Source organism: Micromonospora qiuiae (assembly GCF_016863555.1).
GTDB lineage: Bacteria > Actinomycetota > Actinomycetes > Mycobacteriales > Micromonosporaceae > Micromonospora > Micromonospora qiuiae.
In genome coordinates this window covers 35955-59636 of record NZ_BOPC01000044.1, presented here as the reverse complement: position 1 = coordinate 59636, position 23682 = coordinate 35955, and the positions used below count along the sequence as shown (strand labels likewise).

17 protein-coding genes and 2 pseudogenes are annotated in these 23682 nt (G+C 71.6%); 13 read left to right on the top strand and 6 right to left on the bottom strand.

Translation table 11 applies throughout. The features are described 5' to 3' along the window. The first annotated feature begins 28 nt into the window (after nt 1-28). Nucleotides 29-1819 carry an alpha/beta hydrolase gene (locus Vqi01_RS16910; protein ID WP_204035760.1) on the top strand — a complete coding sequence of 597 codons (1791 nt, stop codon included), beginning with the start codon at nt 29-31 and terminating at the stop codon, nt 1817-1819. Nucleotides 1820-2455: 636 nt separating this feature from the next. Here Vqi01_RS16910 and Vqi01_RS16905 read toward each other — a convergent pair. Continuing rightward, nucleotides 2456-2611: pseudogene (locus tag Vqi01_RS16905) on the bottom strand (acyl-CoA dehydrogenase); the annotation flags it as partial. Between the two features lie 108 nt (nt 2612-2719). Next, nucleotides 2720-3397 carry a Crp/Fnr family transcriptional regulator gene (locus Vqi01_RS16900; RefSeq protein WP_204035759.1) on the bottom strand — a complete coding sequence of 226 codons (678 nt, stop codon included), beginning with the start codon at nt 3395-3397 and terminating at the stop codon, nt 2720-2722. 246 nt (nt 3398-3643) lie between these two features. On the opposite strand from Vqi01_RS16900, the gene Vqi01_RS16895 reads away from it, so the two are divergent. From Vqi01_RS16895 to Vqi01_RS16870, 6 genes are all read left to right on the top strand, one after another. Further along, complete coding sequence (locus Vqi01_RS16895; RefSeq protein WP_204035758.1) at nt 3644-4300, top strand: adenosylcobinamide amidohydrolase; 657 nt, start codon at nt 3644-3646, stop codon at nt 4298-4300. Between the two features lie 57 nt (nt 4301-4357). Next, nucleotides 4358-5500, top strand: a complete 1143-nt coding sequence (locus Vqi01_RS16890) for a CapA family protein (RefSeq protein ID WP_204035757.1) — start codon at nt 4358-4360, stop codon at nt 5498-5500. Nucleotides 5501-5592: 92 nt separating this feature from the next. Continuing rightward, entirely contained in the window at nt 5593-6372 is a 780-nt protein-coding gene (nth, locus tag Vqi01_RS16885; RefSeq protein ID WP_204035756.1) for an endonuclease III, read from the top strand. 35 nt (nt 6373-6407) lie between these two features. Then, nucleotides 6408-6977 (top strand): TlpA family protein disulfide reductase, encoded by a 570-nt coding sequence (locus Vqi01_RS16880; RefSeq protein ID WP_372444372.1) that lies wholly within the window; start codon nt 6408-6410, stop codon nt 6975-6977. A gap of 13 nt (nt 6978-6990) precedes the next feature. After that, complete coding sequence (locus Vqi01_RS16875; protein ID WP_204035754.1) at nt 6991-7710, top strand: NUDIX hydrolase; 720 nt, start codon at nt 6991-6993, stop codon at nt 7708-7710. 63 nt (nt 7711-7773) lie between these two features. Beyond that, on the top strand, nt 7774-8952 hold the full coding sequence (locus tag Vqi01_RS16870) for a MarP family serine protease (RefSeq protein ID WP_204035753.1): 1179 nt from the start codon (nt 7774-7776) through the stop codon (nt 8950-8952). Between the two features lie 66 nt (nt 8953-9018). Here Vqi01_RS16870 and mycP read toward each other — a convergent pair whose 3' ends face one another. After that, nucleotides 9019-10344: a type VII secretion-associated serine protease mycosin gene (mycP, locus tag Vqi01_RS16865; RefSeq protein ID WP_204035752.1), complete on the bottom strand. Its 1326-nt coding sequence runs from the start codon at nt 10342-10344 to the stop codon at nt 9019-9021. Nucleotides 10345-10417: 73 nt separating this feature from the next. Next, nucleotides 10418-14362 carry a type VII secretion protein EccCa gene (gene eccCa / locus Vqi01_RS16860; protein ID WP_204035751.1) on the bottom strand — a complete coding sequence of 1315 codons (3945 nt, stop codon included), beginning with the start codon at nt 14360-14362 and terminating at the stop codon, nt 10418-10420. Nucleotides 14363-14463: 101 nt separating this feature from the next. Between eccCa and eccD the strand changes: the two genes are divergently transcribed. After that, a complete protein-coding gene (gene eccD, locus Vqi01_RS16855; RefSeq protein ID WP_204035750.1) occupies nt 14464-15864 on the top strand; it encodes a type VII secretion integral membrane protein EccD in 1401 nt (466 codons plus the stop codon). Nucleotides 15865-15891: 27 nt separating this feature from the next. On the opposite strand, the gene Vqi01_RS16850 is transcribed toward eccD, so the two are convergent. Continuing rightward, nucleotides 15892-16398: an inorganic diphosphatase gene (locus Vqi01_RS16850; protein WP_204035749.1), complete on the bottom strand. Its 507-nt coding sequence runs from the start codon at nt 16396-16398 to the stop codon at nt 15892-15894. Between the two features lie 410 nt (nt 16399-16808). Here Vqi01_RS16850 and dacB point away from each other — a divergent pair, with 410 nt between their 5' ends. From dacB to tilS, 3 genes are read left to right on the top strand one after another with little or no spacing between them, the layout of a single operon-like run. Then, the gene (gene dacB, locus Vqi01_RS16845; RefSeq protein WP_204035784.1) at nt 16809-18302 is read left to right on the top strand and encodes a D-alanyl-D-alanine carboxypeptidase/D-alanyl-D-alanine endopeptidase; all 1494 of its coding nucleotides are present in this window, start codon (nt 16809-16811) and stop codon (nt 18300-18302) included. Between the two features lie 51 nt (nt 18303-18353). Beyond that, nucleotides 18354-19421 (top strand): Rv3626c family coenzyme F420 biosynthesis-associated protein, encoded by a 1068-nt coding sequence (locus Vqi01_RS16840; protein ID WP_204035748.1) that lies wholly within the window; start codon nt 18354-18356, stop codon nt 19419-19421. 10 nt (nt 19422-19431) lie between these two features. After that, nucleotides 19432-20460, top strand: coding sequence for a tRNA lysidine(34) synthetase TilS (gene tilS, locus Vqi01_RS16835; protein WP_204035747.1), 1029 nt, complete (start codon nt 19432-19434; stop codon nt 20458-20460). Here tilS and Vqi01_RS31625 read toward each other — a convergent pair. Beyond that, nucleotides 20421-20534: pseudogene (locus tag Vqi01_RS31625) on the bottom strand (AraC family transcriptional regulator); the annotation flags it as partial. The gene tilS and the pseudogene Vqi01_RS31625 sit on opposite strands and share 40 nt — an antisense overlap. A gap of 210 nt (nt 20535-20744) precedes the next feature. Here Vqi01_RS31625 and hpt point away from each other — a divergent pair. Further along, entirely contained in the window at nt 20745-21320 is a 576-nt protein-coding gene (gene hpt, locus Vqi01_RS16830) for a hypoxanthine phosphoribosyltransferase (RefSeq protein ID WP_204035746.1), read from the top strand. Between the two features lie 321 nt (nt 21321-21641). Further along, nucleotides 21642-23657, top strand: coding sequence for an ATP-dependent zinc metalloprotease FtsH (gene ftsH / locus Vqi01_RS16825; RefSeq protein ID WP_204035783.1), 2016 nt, complete (start codon nt 21642-21644; stop codon nt 23655-23657). Nucleotides 23658-23682: the final 25 nt, after the last annotated feature.

The window sequence follows — 23682 nt, the reverse complement described above, 5'->3', positions numbered from 1 at the left end:
GTCCCGTAACCGATCGGAAGGCGTTCACATGCCACGACTAATCCGGACACTGGCCGCCGCCGGGCTCTCCGGCGTGCTTCTCGTCGGAACGGCGGTCGCACCCGCCACCGCCGCTCCGACCTCGATCGGCGGCGCGACCGTCGCGCACCGCACCAGCATTGCCGAGCGGTTGCGGGTCGACCGCGTACCGACGCCCAAACTGGACTGGTACAAGTGCTACGGCTACGCCGAGTGCGCCACGGTCGACCTGCCGCTGGACTACGACAAGCCGCGCGGGGCGACGACCGAGATCGCCGTGCTGCGGGTGAAGGCGCGCGACCAGAAGCGCAAGATCGGCAGCCTCTTCGTCAACCCGGGTGGACCGGGCGGCTCGGGCACGGACGCCGCCCTCGCCGCGCCGTACTTCCTCGGTGACGAACTGCTCGACCGGTTTGACGTGGTCGGGATCGACCCGCGTGGCGTCGCCGCCAGCGAGCAGGTCAGGTGCTTCAAGTCGGTGAAGGACCAGACCCGCGCGTACGAGGGGCTGCACGTCGCCTTCCCGAACACCAGGGAAGAGGAGAAGGCGTTCGTCGCCTCAGTGATCGCGGTCGGCAAGGCCTGTTCGACCACCGGCCGGCCGATCAGCGGCGCGATGTCGACGGCCGAGGTGGCCCGCGACATGGACGTGCTGCGCCGGGCGGTCGGCGACAAGAAGCTCACCTACCTCGGCTTCAGCTACGGCAGCATCCTCGGGCAGTACTACGCCAACATGTTCCCCGACCGGGTCCGTGCCGTGGTGATCGACGGTGTGCTGGACGCGACGGCGTGGTTCGGGAGCGGCCGGTCCGGTGACCTCGACCAGGAGACGCGGATGCGCAGCGCGCAGGGCGCGTACAAGGCGCTGCGCGAGATCATGAAGCGGTGCGAGGCCGCCGGCCTCGACGCCTGCCCCCTGGCCGGTGGCGACGCGATGGCGCAGTTCGAACTGTTGACCAAGCGGCTGAAGGCGAAGCCGGTCGTCACCGAGGATGAGTACGGCTCCTTCACCGTCACCTACGCCACGTTCATCCAGTGGGCCCTCGACATCCTGTACAGCCCGTACGCCTACGAGGTCACCTTCCTCACCGCCGACCTGCTGCAGCTGACCCACCCGTCGGCGGCGAAGGCGACTCGCGAGCAGGCCCGGGTCTCGGTGGTTCAGCGGGCCATCCAGACACGACAGCAGGCCCGCGGCTACGACTTCCCGTACGACAACGGCCTGGAGACCTTCCTCGGGGTGGACTGCACCGACGCCAACCACCCGAAGGACGCGGCGTCGTGGGCGACGCGGGCGGCCAGGGCCGACCAGCGTGACCCGCACTTCGGCCGGCTCTGGACGTGGCTCAGCTCGCCCTGCGCCCGGGACAGTTGGACGGTACGCGACGAGGACCGCTTCACCGGCCCGTTCAACCGGCGCACCGTCAACCCGGTGCTGGTGGTCGGCAACTACTGGGACCCGGCCACCAACTACAACGGGGCGGTGGCCGCCTCGAAGCTGCTGCCGAACAGCCGGTTGCTGTCCAGCGACAGCTGGGGGCACGCCGCCTACGGGACGTCGGCCTGCGTGACCGGGGCGGTCGACGCGTACCTGCTCCGGCTGACGCTGCCGAAGAAGGGCAAGGTCTGCAAGGGCGACGTCCAGCCGTTCGAGGAGCTGCCGGAGTCAGCAGCGGTCCAGCGGGCGGAGACGTCCAAGAGTGACCTGGCCGCCGAGGGCACGCCCCGGCGCGGTGCGGCCAAGCAGCTCCCGCCGGTGGTCGCGCCGCTGCCAGCCGTCGGCCCGCTGATGGTCCGCTGATCCACGCCGGGGTACGGCGGGCCGTCGAACGCCCGTCGTACCTCGGCGCCGCTCGCGGCCGAGACCAACTGACGGCATTGATCACTGCGGGCGGAGCGGCTGCACGAACGACCGTTTCTCCGAGTAGCGTAGACGCAAGAAACGAACAGCGGTTACTTCCCGCCGAGATATGCGGCGTGCTTCGTCAGGTCGTCGAGGCTCTGCAGCAGGGTTTGCGGTGACGAAGAGGATCTTGAAGTCGTGCTGCGGAGACTGCGGGAGGCGCGTCGCGCCGTCACACGTGGACGGAGGGGCCTGAAGGAATAGAGCCCGCCCTCCTCGACACCTGCGTTCTATGGCCCAGCCTGCAGCTACCGGCCGATCATGCTGAGGGGCTCTTACCCAGCACCGTCGCGCAGGATGCCGCAACTCGTGGTCTTTGCACGAGATGCCGCAACTCGCGGCCTCAGCGGCCCCGGACACCCCGACACGCCGCAACCCGCGCCGCCCATCGGACCGGAGACCGCTGCATGCCGCACCTCGCGCCTACCCGATCGGCCCGAGATACCGCAACCCGCGCCACCCCAGGCACAGCATCACCGGGCCCGACGGCCCGCGGCCCGGCTCACTCGGCGGCTCGGGACCCACCTCGTCGCCACCACCTATTGCCGGTCTCTCTTTGGTGCGACTTGTCCTGGCCGAGTTTCCGGCTGCGTACTTCGCCATGTTGGCGGAGATGCCGGCCTTCAGGCCCTGGCCGGCGTCGTACAGCACGGCAGCCTTCTGAATCATCAGCCGGGCCAGCTCGACCTGCGACCACCGCGAGACCTATCCCAGCGGCACGCCGGCCGCCCCGGACCGCCCGGCCACCGACCTCGCGCAGGTGCGCCAGCAGCTCTGGGACTCGGCCACCTCGGGGCGTCAGACGCGGGCGCGGCGGGCCAGGCGCTCCGGGTCGAGGATGATGATGCTCTTGCCGTCCAGTCGGAGCCAACCGCGCGAGGCGAAGTCCGCGAGAGCCTTGTTGACCGTCTCCCTGGAGGCGCCGACGAGCTGGGCGATCTCCTCCTGGGTCAGGTCGTGCGTCACCCGCAGCACGCCGCCGTCCCGGGTGCCGAACCGGCCCGCCATCTGGAGCAGGTTCTTCGCGACCCGCCCCGGCACGTCGGTGAAGATCAGGTCGGCGAGCGCGTCGTTGGTCCGGCGCAGCCGGCGGGCGAGCACCCGCAGCAACTGCTCGGCGATCTCCGGACGGTTGTTCAGCCAGGGGCGCAGGGCCTGCTTGCGCAGCCGGGCCAGGCGGCTGTCGGTGACCGCGGTGGCGGTCGCCGTACGCGGGCCCGGGTCGAACAGCGACAGCTCACCGACCATGTCCGAAGGGCCCATCACCGCGATCAGGTTCTGCCGGCCGTCCGCTGCTCGGCGACCTACCTTGATCTTGCCAGACAGCAGGATGTAGAGGCTGTCGCCAGGCTCACCCTCGTTGAAGACGACCTCGCCCTTGCGGATCTCGATCGTGTCCATCTCCTTGGCGAGCGCCTCGGCCGCCTCCGGGTCGACGCCCTGGAAGATCCCGCTGCGGGCCAGTACCTCGTCCATCGCGCACCTCCGGTTACGCGTGCCGTCCGTCGGCGGGGTTTGCCGTCCGCTGATCCGTCGCGCGCCGACCAGTCTAGGCGCACGTGAGCAGGAATCGGAGGTGCACCCCTGGAATCTTGATCGTTGGATGTGCAATCCTCCGTCGAGATCACCCAGTGGTGTTCCACGCCGACCCCGGCCGTCCCGTCGGCCCGCCCGGTCCGGGCCGCCGTCGGCCGAGGCCGCCGCCGGCCATAGGGTCACGGCGTGCTGAGTGACCCCCTGCTGACCGAGCGCCACGAGAACGGACGGGACGTGCCGCTGCTCGTGTGGCGTGCCGGACGCCCCCTGCGCGCGGTCAGCACCGCGCCGTTGGGCGGCGGGATAGGCGTACGGCGGTGGGTGCTGAACGCGACCGTGCCGATGTCGTACGACCGGGACGACCCCGCCGACCACCTGGCCGGCATGGCTCGGTGCCTCGGGCTCGACGGGCCCGGGGTGGGGCTGTTGACCGGGGTGGACGTGGGCGAGGTGGTGGCGCGGACGGACGGCGGCGTGCGGGTCTGGGCCACCGTCGGCCTGGGCACCCCGGTGCCGGCGGCGGCCCCGGCCGTGCCCGTGCCGCAGCGGGTCGGCACGGTCAACATCGTGGCGTACGTCCCGGCCCGGCTCGGCGACGCGGCACTGGTCAACGCCGTGGCCACGGCCACCGAGGCCAAGGCGCAGGCGATCGGGGACCTGGGCCTGCCCGGCACCGGCACCCCGACCGACGCTGTCACCGTTCTCTGCCCGCCGGACGAGCCGGTCTGTGACTACGGCGGGCCGCGTTCGACCTGGGGGGCACCGCTCGCCCGGGCGGTGCACGCCGCAGTGCTGGCGGTGGGGACCGACACCGTCCCATGGTCGGATCGGCTTCCGGGCTGATTCTCCCACCCGATCGGCCCTCGTGATCGAGTTACCCGCCCGGTAGCGTCGCTCACGATGTACTCTGCCGCCCCTCTCCCGTCCCGTTCGCGTCGCCGCATGGTGGTCAGCGCGTTCCTCGTCGCCCTTCTGTTGGCCGGCTGCGGCGACTCCGGTGAGCGACCGGTCTGGCAACCCGGTGCGGGTGGCGGTGCCACCGGTGGGCCGGTCGAGTCGAGCGCCCCCGCGGTCAAGCCGATCTCGCTCTCCGCCACCGGCGACATCGTCATGGCGATGGCACCCAACCGGCTACCGCCCAACAACGGCAAGGGCTTCTTCGACTCGGTCAAGAAGGCGCTCGCCGCCGACCTGGTGATGGGCAACCTGGAAGAGCCGTTGACCGTGGACACCGGCACCGGCAAGTGCGGGGCCAACTCCACCCGCTGCTTCCAGTTCCGGGCCCCGCCCGAGTACGCCGCACATCTGGCCGACGCCGGGTTCGACCTGCTCAACCAGGCCAACAACCACGGCAACGATTTCGGGCCGAAGGGGTACGAGAACACCCAGAAGGCCCTGGAGGAGCACGGTCTCGCGCACACCGGGGCGCCCGACCAGATCACCGTGGTCGACGTCAAGGGCGTCCAGGTGGCGGTCGCCGGCTTCTCCTCGTACGCCTGGTCGAACAGCCTGGTCGACATCCCGGCCGCGAAGAAGGTGATCGCCAAGGCCGCCACCATGGCCGACATCGTCGTGGTGCAGGTGCACATGGGCGCCGAGGGCGCGGAGATGACGCGGGTCCGACCGGGCACCGAGATGTTCCTCGGCGAGAACCGGGGCGATCCGATCAAATTCTCCCGGGCGATGATCGACTCCGGGGCCGATCTGGTGGTCGGCCATGGCCCGCACGTGCTGCGCGGCATGGAGTTCTACAAGGGCCGGCTGATCGCGTACAGCCTGGGCAATTTCGCCGGAGGCGGCAACTCCCTGAGCAACAACGGCCGGCTCGGCTGGGGCGGGGTGCTCAAGGTCAAGCTCAACCCGGACGGCAGTTGGGCCGGCGGCTCGTTCGTCTCCACCTACATGAACGACGCCCGCAAGCCGACGATGGATCCCGACGACCGCGGCCTCGGGCTGCTCCGGGAGCTCACCGAGCTCGACTTCCCGGAGTCCGGCGCACGGTTCGACGACTCCGGGAAGATCAGCCCGCCGGAGGCCGGCTGATCCCGTCCGGCGCGCGGCGATCCCGGTGGCCCACTCCGCGTCGGTCTCCGGGCTCGGCCGGCGAGTCTGAGCGACGACGTAGGCTGGCCGTCGTGACCAGAAGTGCCACCGAGACCGACCTCGGGCGTACCCGACGGGCGCGGCGGATCGGCCGTGTGCTTGCCGAGACACATCCCGACGCGCACTGTGAGCTGCACCACTCCAGCCCGCTGGAGTTGGCCGTCGCCACCATCCTCTCGGCCCAGTGCACGGACAAGAAGGTCAACGAGGTCACGCCCAAGCTCTTCGCCCGCTACCCGACCGCCGTCGACTACGCCGGGGCGGACCGCGCCGAGATGGAAGATCTGATCCGGCCCACCGGCTTCTACCGCAACAAGACCAGCTCACTGATCCGGCTCGGTCAGGCGCTCGTCGAGCGGTACGACGGGCGCGTCCCCGGCCGGCTGGTCGACCTGGTGACGCTGCCCGGAATCGGCCGTAAGACCGCCAACGTCATCCTCGGCAATGCCTTCGACGTGCCCGGCATCACCGTCGACACCCATTTCCAGCGGCTGGTGCAACGCTGGCGGCTGACCACCGAGACCGACCCGGTCAAGATCGAGCACGCGATCGGAGCGATGTTCCCGAAGCGCGACTGGACCATGCTGTCGCACCGGATCATCTTCCACGGCCGCCGGGTCTGCCACGCCCGCAAGCCCGCCTGCGGGGCGTGCACCCTGGTGAAGCTCTGCCCGTCGTACGGCACCGGGCCGACCGATCCGGCCCTCGCCGCGAAGCTGCTCAAGGGTCCCCGGGCCCGCGACCTCGCGGCCGCCGCCGGGGTCGATCCCGACCTGGTGCCCGTGCAGGCGGTCCGGGCGGAGGCGCCGTGATCCGCCGCCTCGCCCTGCTGTCGCTGTCGCTGGTGATGCTGGTCACGACCGGCTGCACCAGCGAGCCCGACGCCGCCCCGTCCAGCCGACAGGAAGCGGCAGCCAGCCGACCGTCGCCCTTCGAGGACTGCGCTGCCCTCACCGGCGGCCCGGCGGGCCCCGGCGACCCGGTCGCAGCCGCTGATCTGCTACCCGAGCTGACCCTCACCTGCTTCACCGGTGGCGCCCCGGTCGCCCTGCGGGACGTGGCCGGTCCGGCTGTGATCAACATTTGGGCCTCCTGGTGTGGGCCCTGCCGCAAGGAGTTGCCCGCCTTCCAACGGCTCAGCCAGCGCAGCGAGGGGCAACTGCGAGTCATCGGGGTGAACACCCGGGACACCCGCGAGGCCGCGCAGTCCATCGGCGAGGACTTCGGCATCCGCTTCCCGATGATCTTCGACCAGGGCGAGGCGCTGCAGCGTGCGCTGCGCCGCAATGCGTTTCCGCTGACCATCTTCGTCGCCGCCGACGGGCGGATCCGGCACATCGACACCTCCGGCGCGCTGGACGACGCCCGGCTCGCCGAACTCGTCCGGCGGCACCTCGACATCACGGTGCCGGCATGAGCGAGGTATCGGCATGAGTCACGGCCGGACGGCGAACGGTGGGCAGCGGCAGCCGCCAGCCTGGATGGCGCCGCTGCTGGTCCGGCTCGGCACCGCGCGTCGTGAGGACTTCACCCGCCTGCGTACGCCGGAGCGCGGTGGCCGGGAGAGCGCCGTGCTGGTGCTGCTCGGCGAGGCGACCGACACCGGCCCGGACGTGCTGATCCTTCAGCGGGCCGCCACCCTGCGCAGACACGCCGGCGAGCCGGCCTTCCCCGGCGGAGCCGCCGATCCGGAAGACGCCGACGCCGCCGCGACCGCGCTGCGCGAGGCCAACGAGGAGGTCGACCTCGACCTGGCCAGCGTCACCCTGCTGGCCGAGCTGCCGAAGCTGTGGATCCCCGTCAGCGAATTCGTGGTGACCCCGGTGCTCGCCTGGTGGCACGCGCCACACCCGGTGCATCCGCGGCAGCCGGCCGAGGTGGCACATGTGGCCCGGTTGCCGATCGCCGAGCTGGTCAACCCGGACAACCGGGTTCAGGTGCGCCACCCGAGCGGCTGGGTGGGGCCCGCGTTCTCCGTACGCGGGATGCTCGTCTGGGGTTTCACCGCCGGGGTGCTGGCGGTGCTGCTCGACATGGGCGGTTGGAGCCGGCCGTGGCCGCGTGACCGGGTGATCGACTTGCCGCCGGTCGCGGCCTCGCCGGCCCCGTCGGCCGGTACCGACGAGGCCGACGAGAGCGCGGTCCGCTGATCGGGCCGTCACCTTCCGCAAGCGATCGTCATCCCGCGAGCCACTGGCCCGTACGCTTGAGCCGTGTCGGCCGTGGATCTCGTACTGCTGTTACTCATGCTCGTGTTCGCGATCAGCGGATACCGACAGGGGTTCGTCATCGGGGTGCTGTCGTTCTCCGGGTTCTTCCTGGGCGCCCTGGTCGGCCTCCAGGTCGGGCCGATGTTCGCCCAGCAGTTCGTGGACAGCGGCACCCGGGTACTGATCTCACTGGTCGCCATCTTCGGCCTGGCCGTGGTCGGCCAGGCGCTCGCCGGGTGGCTCGGTTCGCACCTGCGCCGCACGATCGGCAGCGACGTGGGCCGGCGGATCGACGACATCGGCGGCGCGTTCGTCTCGCTCTTCGCGGTGCTCCTGGTCGCCTGGCTGGTCGCGGTGCCACTCGGCTCCTCCTCGCTGCCCTGGCTGGCCGCGTCGGTGAAGAACAGCGCGCTGCTGCGCACGGTGGACGCTGTCATGCCCGACCAGGCCCAGCAGCTGTCCAGAGCGCTGCGGAACACCGTCGACACCAACGGCTTCCCGGACGTCTTCGACGGCCTGCGGCGCACCCAGGCCCGACAGGTCGAACCGCCCGACCCGGCCCTCGCCGGCTCCGAGGTGGTGGCCAACGGCCAGCGCTCGGTGGTCAAGGTGCTCGGCTCCGCGCCGAGCTGTTCCCGGCGGATCGAGGGCTCCGGCTTCGTCTACGCCGACGACCGGGTGATGACCAACGCCCACGTGGTCGCCGGCACCCGCTCCGTCGCGGTGGAACTGCGCGGCGACCGGTACGAGGGTGAGGTCGTCGTCTACGACCCGAACCGGGACCTGGCCGTGCTGTACGTTCCCGGGCTGCCCGGCCCGTCGATGCGGTTCGCCGCCGGCAACGCCTCCACCGGCGCGGACGCCATTGTGCTCGGGTTCCCGTTGGACGGACCGTACAACGCGCAGTCGGCGCGGGTCCGGGACGTCGATTCGATCACCGGCCCGGACATCTACTCCTCGGGGAACGTCACCCGGGAGATCTACACGATCCGGGCGCTGGTGCGCAGCGGCAACTCAGGTGGCCCGTTGGTCTCCTCGAACGGTCTGGTGCTCGGGGTGATCTTCGCGGCGGCGGCCGACGACCCGAACACCGGCTTCGCGGTGACCGCCGCCGAGGCACGCCCGGTGGCGCTGGAAGGCGCTCAGCGCACCCGCGGCGTCGGCACCGGCGACTGCACCTGACGCTCAGTCGCCGCCCGGCAGCCGGCCGAGCCGCCGGCCACCGTGCTTCACCCGGCACCGCTTCGGTCAGCGCTGTGACTGCCGGAACCGGCGCACCATGAGCGCGGCACCGGTGAGCAGGGCGACGAAAATCGCCGAGCCGATCCAGAGCCGTTCCGTGGCGGCATCGTCCGGCGACCCGGCGGCACGGGCCCGCCACCGGGTCTCCTGGCGCGGCCCGCTCAGGCCGAGTTGGTCGGCGTCCGATTCGTCCACCTGGGTCAGACCGGGCGCCGTACCGAACCCGCTGACCCCCGGCGAGTCGTTGTCGTCCAGTGGATTGTGGTGGATCAGCGGCACGTCGGCGGTGAGTGCCGCGATCGGGTCGACCAGGCCGTAGCCGAACCGGTCGTCGCGGCCGGTGGGGCCGATGTCCTTGGCGGTGACCAGCAGCCGGTTCACCACGTCGCCGGCGGACATCTGCGGAAAACGGGACCGGATCAGGGCCGCGGTCGCGGCGACCAGCGGCGCGGCGAAGCTGGTGCCCTGCACCCGCCAGTAGCCGGAAGGCGGGCGAGCGCCGACGAGTCCGCTGGCCGGAGCGGTGAGGACGGTGGCGCGGCCGGTGATCGCGCCGCTCCACAGGTTGTTGCTGTTGCGTTCAAGACCGGAGACCGCGACCACGCCCGGCTCGCGGGCCGGGTACCACACTTTCGCGTCCGGAGAGGTGGCGAGGTTGCCGGTACAGGCGACCACCACCACGTCACGGGCGAAGGCGTAGTCGATGGCAGCGGCCAGGGCGGCGCTGTCGCCACTGCCGCCGAGAGACAGGTTGATCACGCGCGCACCGTTGTCGACCGCCCACCGCACGCCCTTGGCCACGATGAGGGCGTCGTCGTAGCGGTTCTCCTCGTCGAGAACCCGCACGGGCAGGATCCGGGCCTCCGGCGCCAGCCCGACCACGCCCTGTCGGTCGTCGTTGCGCCCGGCGATCAGGCCGGCCACCGTCGTGCCGTGGCCGACCGGATCCGGCTCTGCCGTGCCATCCGGGGAGACCAGGTCGAGCCCGGGGAGTACCCGGCCGACCAGATCCGGATGGGAACCGTCCACCCCGGAATCGATGACGGCGACCGTCACTCCGCGCCCGGTCGAGGTCCGCCAGGCGATCTCCGCGCCCAGTTTGTCGAGTTGCCACTGTTCGTCGCGGATCTGGTCAGCGCGTTCGATCACGTCTGCGGGCGCGTACGCCACCGGGACGCTGAAGGCGGGTGAGGTGACCGGCATGGCGGTGGCGGGTGTGACCGTGACGGCGGCCGCCAGCACGGTGGCCAACGCCACGAGCAGCGTCCGGTGAGCGAGCCGTCGGGGCCCGAGCGGGCCGCTGTGCCGCACCCTGGTCACATTCTCAGCCATTCGTCGCAGGACACATGACGATCGGAGATTACCGGTTCCGTCCCGGTTTCAGGGGCGTTCCGTGGACTCCGGGTCACTGTGGCGGCAGGTGGGCCAGCTGGACCAGGCGTACCCCCTCGCGTCGGGTGAGCAGCCGGCCGCGTCCGGGCGGCAGTGGACCGGGCCGTACCGCGCCGAGCAGCGCGCCTTCCTCCGGGTTGCCCGACATCACCAGGCCCGAGGTGGACAGTTCGCGCAGCCGCTGCATGACGGGCTCGTACTGGGCGCGGCCGGCACCGCCGCATCGGCGTACCAGTACCAGGTGCAGTCCGACGTCCCGGGCCTGCGGCAGGTGCTCCTCCAGGGCCCGCAGCGGGTTCGCCGGCCCGCTGGCGACCAGGTCGTAGTCATCGACCAGGACGAACAACTCCGGCCCGGACCACCACGACCGGTCGCGCAACTGTGCCGGGCTGACCTCCGGGCCGGGAATCCGGCCCTGCATGTAGCCGGCGGCTGACTCGATCAGCTCGGCGGTGTGCGCCGCGGCCGTGCCGTACCCGATCAGGTGAGGTGTCTCGATGACACCGAGCAGGCTGCGCCGATAGTCCACCAGGATCACCCGAGCCTGCTCCGGGGTGAACCGGGTGACGATCGAGGTGGCCAGGGCGCGCAGGAACGACGACTTGCCGCACTCGGCGTCGCCGTAGACCACGAAGTGCGGCTCGGTGGCGAAGTCGAGGACGACGGGACGCAGGTCCGCCTCGGCGATTCCGATCGGCATCTGCAACCCGGTGGTGGCATCGAGGTCGAGATCGGCGTACGGCAGCACCGCGGGAAGCAGCCGCACCCGCGGGGCCGCCGGCCCGGACCAGGCTTCCTGCACCCGCCGCACGAGGCCGACAGTGTCCGAGTCGGCGGAGCGCGGCAGCGCGGTGAGGAAGTGCAGGCTCTCGGCGGTGATGCCCCGCCCCGGCTTCTGCTCCGGTACGTCGACCGCCGCGCGGCGGGCGACCAGTGAGTCGGACGGATCACCGAGGCGTAGCTCCAGCCGGGAACCGAAGAGGTCCCGGATGGCCGGGCGGAAGTCCAGCCAGCGCACCGCGCTCGCCACCACGTGCAGGCCGTACGACAGGCCGCGGGTGGCAAGGTCGGTGATCAACGGTTCGAGGTCGTCGTACTCCGCGCGCAGGGTGGCCCATCCGTCCACGACGAGGAAGACGTCGCCGAACAGGTCGTCATCGGGCTCACCGGCCCGGGCCCGGGCGGCGCGATGCTGTCGCCAGGCGCTGATCGACTCCACCCCGGCTTCGGCGAAGGTGCGTTCCCGGTCGGCCAGCAGGGTGGCCATCTCGCCCACCGTGCGTCGTACGCCGGTGGGGTCGGTCCGGCCGGTGACGCCGCCGACCTGGGGCAGGTCACGCAGCGCGGCCAGCCCGCCGCCGCCGAAGTCGAGACAGTAGACCTGCACCTCGGCCGCGGTGTGGGTGAGCGCCAACGAGCAGATCATCGTGCGGAGCGCGGTGGACTTGCCGCTCTGCGTACCGCCGACGACCGCGACGTGGCCCGCCGCGCCGTCCAACGCCAGCCAGAGCACGTCGCGGCGCTGCTCGTACGGCTTGTCGACCACGGCCACCGGCACCTGCAGCGCCCCGTGCAGCTCCGGATTGCCGAAGGTCAGCCCGCGGTGCGGATCCACCACGAGCGGCCCGACCAGTTCGTCCAGCGCAGGTGCGCCGTCCAGCGGCGGCAGCCACACCTGGTGGGCCGGTGGTCCCTGCCCGGCAAGCCGGGCGACCAACATGTCCAGCAGGGTCTCCTGGTTCTCCTCCTCCTGCTCGGCAACGGGTGCGGGAGGCGGCGGGGCGGGTGTGAAGTGGGTGGAGAAGGTGAGCAACCGAGGCCGGGCGGGTCCGACGGCGGCGGCCTCCGCGCCGCGACGGCGTACCGGCCCGGAGACGTAGGCGGTCTTGAATCGCAGTAACGGCTCGGTGCCGAAGCGCAGGTAGCCGTGCCCCGGAGAGCGGGGCAACTGGTGCGCGTCGGGCACCCCGAGCACCGTTCGCGACTCCAACGCGGAGAAGGTCCGCAGGCTGATCCGGTACGACAGGTGGGTGTCGAGGCCGCGCAGCCGACCCTCCTCCAGCCGCTGCGAGGCCAGCAGCAGATGTACGCCCAAGGACCGGCCCAGCCGACCGATCTGGACGAACAGATCGATGAAATCGGGCTTGGCCGACAGCAGTTCGGAGAACTCGTCGCAGATCAGCAACAGCGATGGCAGTGGAGCCAACGGGCTGCCCGCGGCCCGGGCCCGCTCGTAGTCGCGGAGGCTGGCAAAGTTGCCGGCCCGGCGCAGCAGTTCCTGCCGGCGGACGAGTTCTCCGTTGATCGCGTCGACCATGCGGTCGACCAGGGGCAGCGCGTCGGCCAGGTTGGTGATCACCGCCGCGGTGTGCGGCAGCCGGTCGAAGGAGGCGAACGTCGCCCCACCCTTGAAGTCGACCAGCACGAAGTTGAGCTGCTCGGAGGAGTGGCTGGCGGCCAGCCCGAGCACCAGCGTACGCAGCAGCTCGGACTTGCCGGAGCCGGTGGCGCCGATGAGCAACCCGTGGGGGCCCATACCGTCCTGCGCCGACTCCTTGAGATCCAGCTCGACCGCACCGCCGTCCACGCCGACGCCGATGGGGACCCGCAGTCGCTCCCGCGCCGATCGCGGGGCCCAGCCCTGGTCGGCAGTGAAGCTTTCCGGGTCGCCGATGCCGAGCAACTCCGGCAGTCCCGGCTCGATGCCGGGCGTCGTGTCCGTCCTACTGGTGGCGGCGGCCAGGCGCAGCGGTGCCAACCGGCGGGCCACCGCCTCGGCCTCGGCGATCGCCAGTGCGTCGGCCCTGCCGACCTCCGCGGGTCCGTCCGCCGAGTGCGACCGCAACCGGCCGCCGCGCAGATCGAGTAGCAGTGCGTAGCGGTCGAGCAGCCGGGGTGGCGGGGTGCCCAGGTCGATCAGGGTGACCGCGTCGATGCCGCCGTCCCCGGCCAGTTCGTTGGTGCCGGTGAGGTCGCCGCCGTCCAGGACGATCACCAGGTGCGGCCCGTCGGTGGCGGGACCGGCCGGGCTGAACCGGGACCGGGGGGCGAGCACCTCGTCGAGCAGGCGTTCCAACTCGACCGCCGAACTGGTCACCAGCCGCACCGGACCGAGAGCGTCGCCGCGGGTCGGGTGCTGGGCGTGCGGCAGCCACTTGACCCACTCCCAGGCGCCGCGTCGTTCCGGCCCGGCGCAGACGGCGACGAGCAACTCGTCCGGGGCGTGGAACACCGCGAGCTGGGTGAGCATCGCCCGGGCAAGCGCCTGTGCGTCCGCCGATCCGCTAGGGCCGGTCGACGTGCCCCGGACGAAGATCCGGGCGAAGCTGCGCAGCGACACGGCCACCGGCAGGTCGGGCACCACGGAGTACGCGTCGAGGAATCGGCGCAGGGCGCCGGCCGTCATCGGCTCCAGCTCCTCCAGCGGGCGGGTGACCGGCGGGACCAACGGGGTGGCCAGGGTCTGCGGCCCGACCCCGACCCGCACCACGGCGAAATCCGGATCGGTGGGGCGCCGCTCCCAGACCCGGTGGCTGTCCACCGTCGACCAGAGCAGCGCCGGATCCGGATGGCGGTAGAAGAGGCCCACGCGCTGCCGCATCGCAGTCTGCCGAGCCTGGCGTCGCAGCGTCGTCAGGTGCCGCAGGTACTCCCGGCGGGCCGCCATCATCTCGGACTTCTTCGGGCTGCCCGAGGCACTGCCCCAGGTGGTCACCAGCATGGCCAGCGAGGAGAGGCCGAACATGCCACCGACCACGTACGAGTAGGCACCCCCGCCCCGGCCGAACATCATCGCCATCGCGACCGTGCCACCGAGCATCGGCAGCACCATCAGCATCTGGTGCCAGCGTCCGCCGGTGCCCGCCGGAATCTCCGGCGGTGCCTCGACCGGCAGCTGACCCGCGGGAATCTGCGGTGCCGGACGCCGCGGCGGCCGCCGGATGACGACAGTGGACACTCGACCTCCTGACCGCGCTCGGTAACGCGAACCTGGCTCATCGTAGGTAAAGTCCTTCCGTCCGCGCAGCCGTCACCCCCGTTCGACATGGAGATCAATCGATGACAATCGGGCTGGCTCGGGTCACCGTCAGTGCCCCTCAGCGACGGGTGGACGTGGCCCTGCCAGAGCAGGTTCCGCTCGTCGAACTGCTACCCGAGGTGCTGCGCCACGTGGGCGAAGGCCTCGCCGACGATGGCGAACGGCACGGCGGCTGGGTGCTCCGGCGCTGCGACGGCAGCGTGCTGGCGACCGCGCAGCCCCTGCTCACCCAGGGCGTCCGCGACGGCGAGGTGCTGCACCTGGTGCCGGCCCGCGCCCAATGGCCCGAGCTGGAGTACGACGACGTGGTGGAGGTTATCGTCGACGGCGCACGGCGGCGCGGCGGTGCCTGGTCGCCCAACGCCACCCGAGCCGCCGCGCTGGGCGGTGCCGCAGTCCCGCTCGCCGTCGGCCTGCTCGCCCTGCTCGCCGGTGGACCGGGCCAGGCGGCCGGTTGGCAGGCCGCGACCCTGGTGGCAGTGCTGCTCGTGCTGGCCGGCACGGTGCTGTCCCGCGCCCAGGGCGACGGGCCGGCGGGAGCGACGGTCGGTGGCTATGCGCTCCCCTACGCGGCGACGGCCGGTGCGCTCGCCGTCAGCTCGGGCGACCCGGTCGGTCCGCTCGCCCCGCTGCGCTGGATCGGCGCGGCCGAGCTGCTGGCCGGTTCAGCGGCGCTGCTGCTGGTCTCGGTGCTCGGGCTGCTCGGGGTGGCGACCCGGCTACGGGTCTTCGTGGCGGGGGTGGTGACGGGCGCGGTCGGTGTTCCGGCCGCCCTCGGTGCCCTGCTGCTCGGTCCGGCCGGCACGGCGGCCGTGTTGCTCTGCGTGCTGCCCTTCGCGATCGGGGCGATTCCGCTGCTGGCCATTCGGCTGGGCAAGGTGCCGCTGCCGCCGATCACCCTGCCCACCGGCGCCCCGGACGACCCGGACCGGGCCCGCGACCTGCCCGACCGGGGACGGGTGTACGCGGCGGTAACCCGCACCGAGGAGATGCTGACCGGAATGCTGATCGCGCACGGGGTGCTGGCCGTGGCCGCCGCGGTGGTTCTCGGTGTCACCGGCGGCGGTGCCGGCCGGCTGCTCGTCGCGGTGGCCTCGGCGGTGCTGCTGCTGCGGGCCCGGCTCTTCGCGGCGATCCGACACCGGGTGCCGCTGGTGCTCGCCGGGTCGGCCGGATACGCCGTCCTCGGCGCGGTGCTCACCGCACAGACCGGCCCGACCGGTCAACTCGCCCTGGCGGTCGGCGGGCTGCTGGTCGCCCTGATGGTGGTGGCCAGCGGCATCACGTACGCCCGCCGGCCGGTCTCCCCGTACCTCGGTCGGCTCGCCGATGTCACCGACACTGTCCTGGTGGTTTCCGTGGTGCCGATCGCCTGCGCGGTGCTCGGCCTCTACGAACGGGCCCGAGGGCTGCTCGGCTAGCAACCCCGGGCCGGTCGACAGATCGGGTCAGTGCGTGGATTCCCCGCGCTCCGCGGCCTCCCTGGCCCGCTGGTACGACGCCTGGATCTCGGCCTCGGCCTCGGTACGCCCCACCCAGGTCGCTCCCTCGACCGACTTGCCCGGCTCCAGGTCCTTGTACACCTCGAAGAAGTGCTGGATCTCCAGCCGGTCGAACTCACCGAGGTGGTGAATGTCACGCAGGTGTTCCTGTCGCGGATCCTCGTAAGGGACGCAGAGGACCTTGTCGTCGCCGCCCTTCTCGTCCGTCATCCGGAACATGCCGATGGTGCGGCACCGGATCAGGCAGCCTGGGAAAGTCGGCTCGGGTACCAGCACCAGGGCGTCCAGTGGGTCGCCGTCCGCGCCCAGGGTGCCCTCGATGAATCCGTAGTCCGCCGGGTACTGGGTGGAGGTGAAGAGCGTGCGGTCCAGCCGGATCCGGCCGGTCACGTGGTCCACCTCGTACTTGTTGCGGTGACCCTTGGGGATCTCAACCGTGACGTCGAAATCCATCTGCACGCTCCCTCGTTCGCCCACGCTGGCTTGACGCGGAACCGGCGGCCAACCCGGACAGGCGAATGCGCACCCACCGACTCCGACCGCCGCATAGTCTTCGGACCGAAGTAGTGTCACCCAGGTCAGTTCCAGACGGGGAGGAGGGGGTCGTGGGGAGGGAAGATTCACACTACCGTCCCGGGGGTGCCGGTGAGGCGGGTACCGGTCAGCCGCCGGCGAAGCCGGCGACCGGGCGGGTCCCGGTGCCCGACGCGCAAGCCCTCCGGCCGCAATCTCCGGCTCCGCTCACACCGCCAGCGTCCGGCCCGTCCGCCTCGTCACACAGGGGCACGGCCTCAGTGCGGGGCGCCACCGAACCGACGCCCGAGTTGACGGCGGGAAATCGCCCAAAGCCGGACGGAACAACTCTGGCACCCGATCAGCCACCGGGTGGCGGCGGCCCGCCCGCCGGCGCGGTTGCGCAGCCGCCCCGGTCTCCCTCCCGCCGGCGACTGCCGCTGGTGCTCGCCGCCGTTCTGGTGCTCGTTCTCGTCGCGGTGGGGCTGGTCGTGGCTCGCCCCGGGCCGGTGGGGCGTTGGCTGGGCGACGGATCCGCCGGTCCCGCCAGCACCGGCGTGCCGGAACCCGTGCCGGTCGCGGTGCTGGCCACAGCCGACGTCGGCGCGCCGATGCCCAGTGCCGAAGGGCTGCGCGCCGTGCTCGACCCGCTGGTCGGCGATGCCGCTCTCGGCGGTCGGGTCAACCTGGCGGTGGCCGACGTGCTGACCGGGCAGTCGCTTTTCGAACGGGGTGGCGGTGAGGGCACCGTGCCGGCTTCGGTGACCAAGCTGCTGACCGCGGTGGCGGTGCTCACCGCGCGTGGCCCCGGATACCGGATTCCGACCCGGGCGGTGGCCGGATCAGAGCCGGGTGAGGTGGTGATCGTCGGCGGCGGGGACCCGGCCCTGGCAGCCGGTGCCAAGGGCTTCTATCCGGGGGCGGCCAGCCTGAAAGACCTCGCCAACCAGGTGCGTACGGCACTGGGTGGGATCGCGCCGACCCGGGTCGTCGTCGATGCGTCGCTCTACCCCGGGCCGGTGCACGAGCCGGGCTGGGACGAGGACATCCCCACCCACGGGTACGGCGCCGCAGTGACCGCGCTGATGCTCGACGGCGCGCGCAAGGATCCCAAGGCCGGCCAGGGGTGGGCCGAGCGGGTTCCCCAGCCGGAGCTCACGGCCGGCCGGGCCTTCGCCCGCCTGCTCGGCGTACCGGAAACCGCCGTGCGGCGGGGCACCGCTCCAGCGGCGCCGACCGGGACGCCGGCCGGGACCGTCGAGCCCGGCGCCGAGCTGGGCGTGGTGCACTCCCCGCCGCTGATCCGGCTGGTCGACATCATGATCAGCGAGAGCGACAACATCGTCGCCGAGGCGCTGGCCCGCCAGGTCGCCCTGGCCCGTGACCAGCCCGCCTCGTTCGCCGGTGCCGCCGCGGCGATGACCGACGTGCTGTCCGAACTGGGCCTGCCGACCGACGGCATGAGGCTCGCCGACGGCAGCGGTCTGTCCCGCACGAACCTGGTCAGTCCGGTGCTGCTGACCGAACTGCTGGCGCTCGCGGCCAGCCCGGACCGGCCCGAACTCGGTGGCGTCTTCAGCGGGCTCCCGGTCGGTGGCTGGTCCGGCACGCTGCGCGACCGCTACGGCTCGGCGCCGGGCACGGCCGCCGGAGTCGGGACGGTCCGCGCCAAGACAGGCACGTTGACCAGGGTGCACGCCATCGCCGGGGTGGTGACCACGACCGAAGGACGATTGCTGGCCTTCGCGGTGCTCACCGACCAGGTTCCGCCGGACGGAGGGGAGCCGGCCCGGGTGGCGCTCGACCGGATCGCGGCGGCCCTCGCCACCTGTGGCTGTCACTGAGGGAACCGGCGGACCCGGGCAGGGTGTCCCGACGCGGGTACCGTGGGTCGCATGGCGCAGTTCGTGGACTGGGATCTGGCCGTCGCGACCGCGGGGGCACTGGGCAAGTCGGGCCCCCGGGTGTCGTACGCGGAGGCCACCGAGGTGGTCGCCGACCTGCGCCGGCTGACCGACGAGGCGGCCGGGCACGTCGCCACATACACCGGGCTGACATCGCAGGTGGCGCATCCGCCGGTGCGGGTGGTCGACCGGCGGGACTGGGCCGCCACCAACGTCGCCGGCCTGCGTGAGGTGATCACCCCCCTGGTCGGCCGGCTCACTGAGAACAAGCAGCCCGGCGCGTTGACCGAGGCGGTCGGCTCCCGGGTCACGGGGATGCAGGCGGGCACTGTGCTGGCGTACCTCTCCGGGCGGGTGCTCGGCCAGTACGAAGTCTTCTCCGCCGATCCGGGGCAACTGCTGCTCGTCGCGCCGAACATCGTCGAGGTGGAGCGCAAGCTGGGCGCCGACCCGCGCGACTTCCGGCTCTGGGTGTGCCTGCACGAGGTGACCCACCGGACGCAGTTCACCGCTGTGCCGTGGATGCGGGCGTACTTCCTCGGCGAGGTGCAGGCCTTCGTGGACGCCGCGCAGGGCGGCGAGCATCTGCTGGACCGGCTGCGCCGGGGCATGGGCACCCTCGCCGACGCGGTCCGCAACCCGCAGAGCCGGGCCAGCGTGCTGGACATCGTGCAGACACCGGGGCAGCGGGCGGTGCTGGACCGGTTGACCGCGCTGATGACCCTGCTGGAGGGGCACGCCGAGTTCGTGATGGACGGCGTCGGCCCGCAGGTGATCCCAAGCGTGGAACGGATCCGGGCCGGGTTCAACCGGCGCCGGGAGGCCGGCAACCCGGTGGAGAAGGCGGTCCGGCGGCTGATCGGCATCGACGTCAAGATGCGGCAGTACGCGGAGGGGCGCAAGTTCGTGCACGCGGTGGTCGACCGAGTCGGCATGGCCGGTTTCAACCGGGTCTTCGAGTCACCGTTGACCCTGCCCCGGCTGTCCGAGCTCAGTGAACCGGACGCCTGGGTGGCCCGGGTGCACGGGCCGGTCGGCCCGGTGCCGGACGCGGGCTGAGCAGCCACCCGTGGCCCCGCTCGCCCCGCCGGTCGCCGCGATCCGGCTCGCGGTCCGTCGCGCGCTGGCCGTTCTGCCGACGTACGGGTCGGTGCTGGTCGCCTGCTCCGGCGGGGCCGACTCGCTCGCCCTGGCCGCAGCCACCGCGTTCGTCGCGCCACGGGTGGGCCGCGCCGCTGGCCTGGTGACCGTCGATCACGGGCTGCAGACCGGGTCGGCCCAGCGGGCCGAAGCGGTGGCGCGGTGGGCCGAACAGGCCGGTCTCGCGCCCGTGGAGGTGGTTCGGGTCGACGTCACCGGCCGGCCGGGCGGTCCCGAGGCGGCGGCCCGCGATGCCCGCTACCAGGCGCTGGCCGAGGTGGCCGGGCGGCACGGCGTAGCGGGCCTGCTCACCGGGCACACCCGGGACGACCAGGCCGAGACCGTGCTGCTCGCACTGGCCCGAGGTGCCGGCCCGCGCGGGCTGGCCGGGATGCCCAGCCGCCGTGACCTGAACGGGGTGCCGCTGCTCCGGCCGCTGCTGGAGATCGACCGTGCGCAGACTCGCGCGGCGTGCGCGGCGTTGGGGCTGACGCCGTGGGAGGACCCGCACAACAGCGACCCCGCGTACGCCCGGTCACGGATCCGGAACGACGTGTTGCCCCTGCTGGTCCGGACGCTCGGGCCGGGAGTGCTGGACAATCTGGCCCGCACCGCCCGGCTGGTCGCGGCGGACAACCTCGTACTGGACGGACTGGCCGTCGAGGCGCTGATCGAGGCTCGGCATCCCGAGGGTGGGCTGGTGGTCAAGGTCCTCGCCGACCTGGCTCCGGCGGTCCGTTCCCGGGTGCTGCGAGCCTGGGCCCACGAGTTGGGCGCAGCTCCGGCCGCGCTGTCCCACCGCCACCTCACCGCGCTCGACACGCTGGTCACCGCCTGGCGGGGGCAGGGGCCGGCATACCTGCCCGGTGGGCTGCGGGTGTTCCGCAGCGCCGGCCGGCTGCTGTCGGCGGCCCCGGATCAACCGACCGGGGCGCGGTCGCGGAACGTGCGGCGATAGGCGTGCGGGCTGGCACCGACCCGCCGGGTGAAGTGGTGGCGTAGGGCGGCGGCGTCTGTTCGTTCTGCTCTTCCTCCTGTTCCTTGCCCTCGCCTCGGCTGCGGGGCTGACCGCCGACAGTCGCGACTCGGCCGACCGGAAGCCATCCGAGGCCGGCTGTCGATGGCGATCTCGCCCATGCTGAGATGATCGGTCCGCTTTGCCGGAAGGGTCCGTCCCGGGGTCGCCCGGCAAAGAGGCGGCCCCGGCGACGGCTCACCCAGGGCGTACGGCAGGCTAGGGTCATGGCTGACGGCTCCTGGTACGACGCCGACATCGACCACGTGATCATTTCCGAGGCGCAGATCCGCGAGAAGATCGCGGAACTGGCCAAGCAGGTCTCCGCGGACCACGCCCACGTCACCGACGGGCTGCTGCTCGTCTGTGTGCTCAAGGGGGCGGTCATGTTCATGGCCGACTTCGCCCGGGCGCTCGGGCGGCAGGGGCCGCCCGCCGAGTTGGACTTCATGGCCATCTCGTCGTACGGGCAGGGCACCACCTCCTCGGGAGTGGTGCGCATCCTCAAGGACCTCGACCGGGACATCGCCGGGCGGCACGTCGTGGTGGTGGAGGACATCGTCGACACCGGGCTGACCCTCTCCTGGCTGCTTCGCTATCTGGAATCCCGGTCGGCGGCGAGTGTCGAGGTGGTCGCGCTGTTCCGCAAGCCGGACGCGGTCAAGGTGCACGTGCCGGTCAAGTACGTCGGTTTCGACATCCCCACCGAGTTCGTCGTCGGTTACGGCCTCGACTTCGGCGAGCGCTACCGCGAACTGCCGTACGTCGGCGTGCTCAAACCGGAGGTCTACGCCCGCTCGTGACCTGCCGCGGCCTGGCTACCGGCATCGGTCGGCGTTCAGCTAGCTCTCAGCGGACCGGGCTACCGTGGGTCACGGTGGTGGGGAGATGCGCTTCCGGCCACGCCGGTCGATTCCCGGTTCGCCGTACGCGTAACTGCTGGGCTCGTCAGCTCACACCCGTGCCACACGGTGTACCGTCGAATGACCGTGGCGCGGCAGATTCGTGCCTCGGGGTCAGGGCCGGCCCGCACGGCGGCTCCGGCAGCCGCCCCGGCGGCGACACCCACAGTCGGTCAGGACGTCGATCAGGAGGATGCGGGCGTCGCGGCGCTCGACAACAGCATGGAACGTACGCGTTTCTTCCGCCGACCGGTGTTCTGGGTCATCCTGGTCATCCTCGGCGCAGTCGTGCTCAGCCAGTTGTTCACCAGTGGTCCCAGCTACCACCGGGTGGACACGTCCGTCGCGCTCGACCAGCTCAACAAGGGCGGTATCGAGAAGGTCGTCTTCCAGGACAAGGAACAGACGATCCAGCTCGAGCTGGCCGAGAAGGCCGAGTTCGACGACACCACCACCAACCGGATCGAGGCCCAGTTCCCCTACGAAGTTGGCGACGAGGTCTGGAACCAGGTCCTCGACGCCAAGGCGAACAACCGGGTCACCGGGCCGGCCGACACCGAGGTGTCATCCGACAGCATCTGGGTCAGCCTGCTGGTCAACCTGCTCCCCATCGCCCTGCTCGTGCTACTGCTGCTGTTCTTCATGTCCCAGATGCAGGGCGGCGGCTCCCGGGTGCTCAACTTCGGCAAGTCCAAGGCCAAGATGATCACCAAGGACACGCCGAAGACCACCTTCGCGGACGTCGCCGGCTCCGAGGAGGCCGTCGAGGAACTGCACGAGATCAAGGACTTCCTGCAGAACCCGGCGAAGTACCAGGCGCTCGGCGCCAAGATTCCGAAGGGTGTGCTGCTCTTCGGCCCGCCCGGCACCGGCAAGACCCTGCTCGCGCGGGCGGTCGCCGGCGAGGCCGGAGTGCCGTTCTACTCGATCTCCGGCTCGGACTTTGTGGAGATGTTCGTCGGTGTCGGCGCCAGCCGGGTCCGTGACCTGTTCGAACAGGCCAAGGCGAATGCTCCCGCCATCGTCTTCGTCGACGAGATCGACGCTGTCGGCCGGCACCGCGGCGCCGGTATGGGCGGTGGCCACGACGAGCGCGAGCAGACCCTCAACCAGCTGCTCGTCGAGATGGACGGCTTCGACGTCAAAGGCGGCGTCATTCTCATCGCCGCCACCAACCGTCCGGACATCCTCGACCCGGCGCTGCTGCGCCCGGGCCGCTTCGACCGGCAGATCCCGGTCGACGCCCCCGACATGGAGGGCCGCAAGGCGATCCTCCGGGTGCACGCCAAGGGCAAGCCGTTTGCCCCCGACGTCGACCTCGACTCGGTGGCGAAGCGGACACCGGGCTTCAGCGGCGCCGACCTGGCCAACGTGATCAACGAGGCGGCCCTGCTGACCGCCCGCAAGGACCAGCGGGCCATCAGCAACGATTCGCTGGAGGAATCGATCGACCGGGTGATCGCCGGCCCGCAGCGCCGGACCCGGGTGATGAGCGACCAGGAAAAGAAGATCACCGCGTACCACGAGGGCGGGCACGCCCTGGTCGCCTGGGCGCTGCCGCACGCCGCGCCGGTGCACAAGGTGACGATCCTGTCGCGGGGCCGCTCGCTGGGCCACACTCTGGTGCTTCCCACCGAGGACAAGTACACCCAGACCCGCGCGGAGATGGTCGACACTCTGGCGTACGCGCTGGGCGGGCGGGCCGCCGAGGAACTCGTCTTCCACGAGCCGACGACCGGCGCCGGCAACGACATCGAGAAGGCCACCCAACTGGCCCGAGCGATGATCACGCAGTACGGAATGAGCTCCAAGCTCGGCGCAATCAAGTACGGCACCAGCGGCGACGAGCCGTTCCTCGGCCGCAACATGGGCCACGAGCGGGACTACTCCGACGCTGTCGCCGCCGAGATCGACAGCGAGATGCGGGCGCTGATCGAGCTGGCCCACGACGAGGCCTGGGAGATCCTGGTCGAATACCGGGACGTCCTGGACAACATCGTGCTCGAGCTGATGGAGAAGGAAACCCTCTCCACCGCCGACATGGCGCGCATCTGCGCCCGTGTGGTGAAGCGCCCGCCGATGGCCCCGTACAACGGCTTCGGCAAGCGCCAGCCCTCCACCGAGCCGCCGGTGCTCACCCCGGCCGAGAAGGAGGCGCTCAAGGTGCAGGCCGAGGCGGACGGTGCCCAGGCCACCGTCGGCGGAGCAAACTCGAACAACTCGGACGGTCCACGCTGAGCACCAACGACCCGGCGGCCAGCCG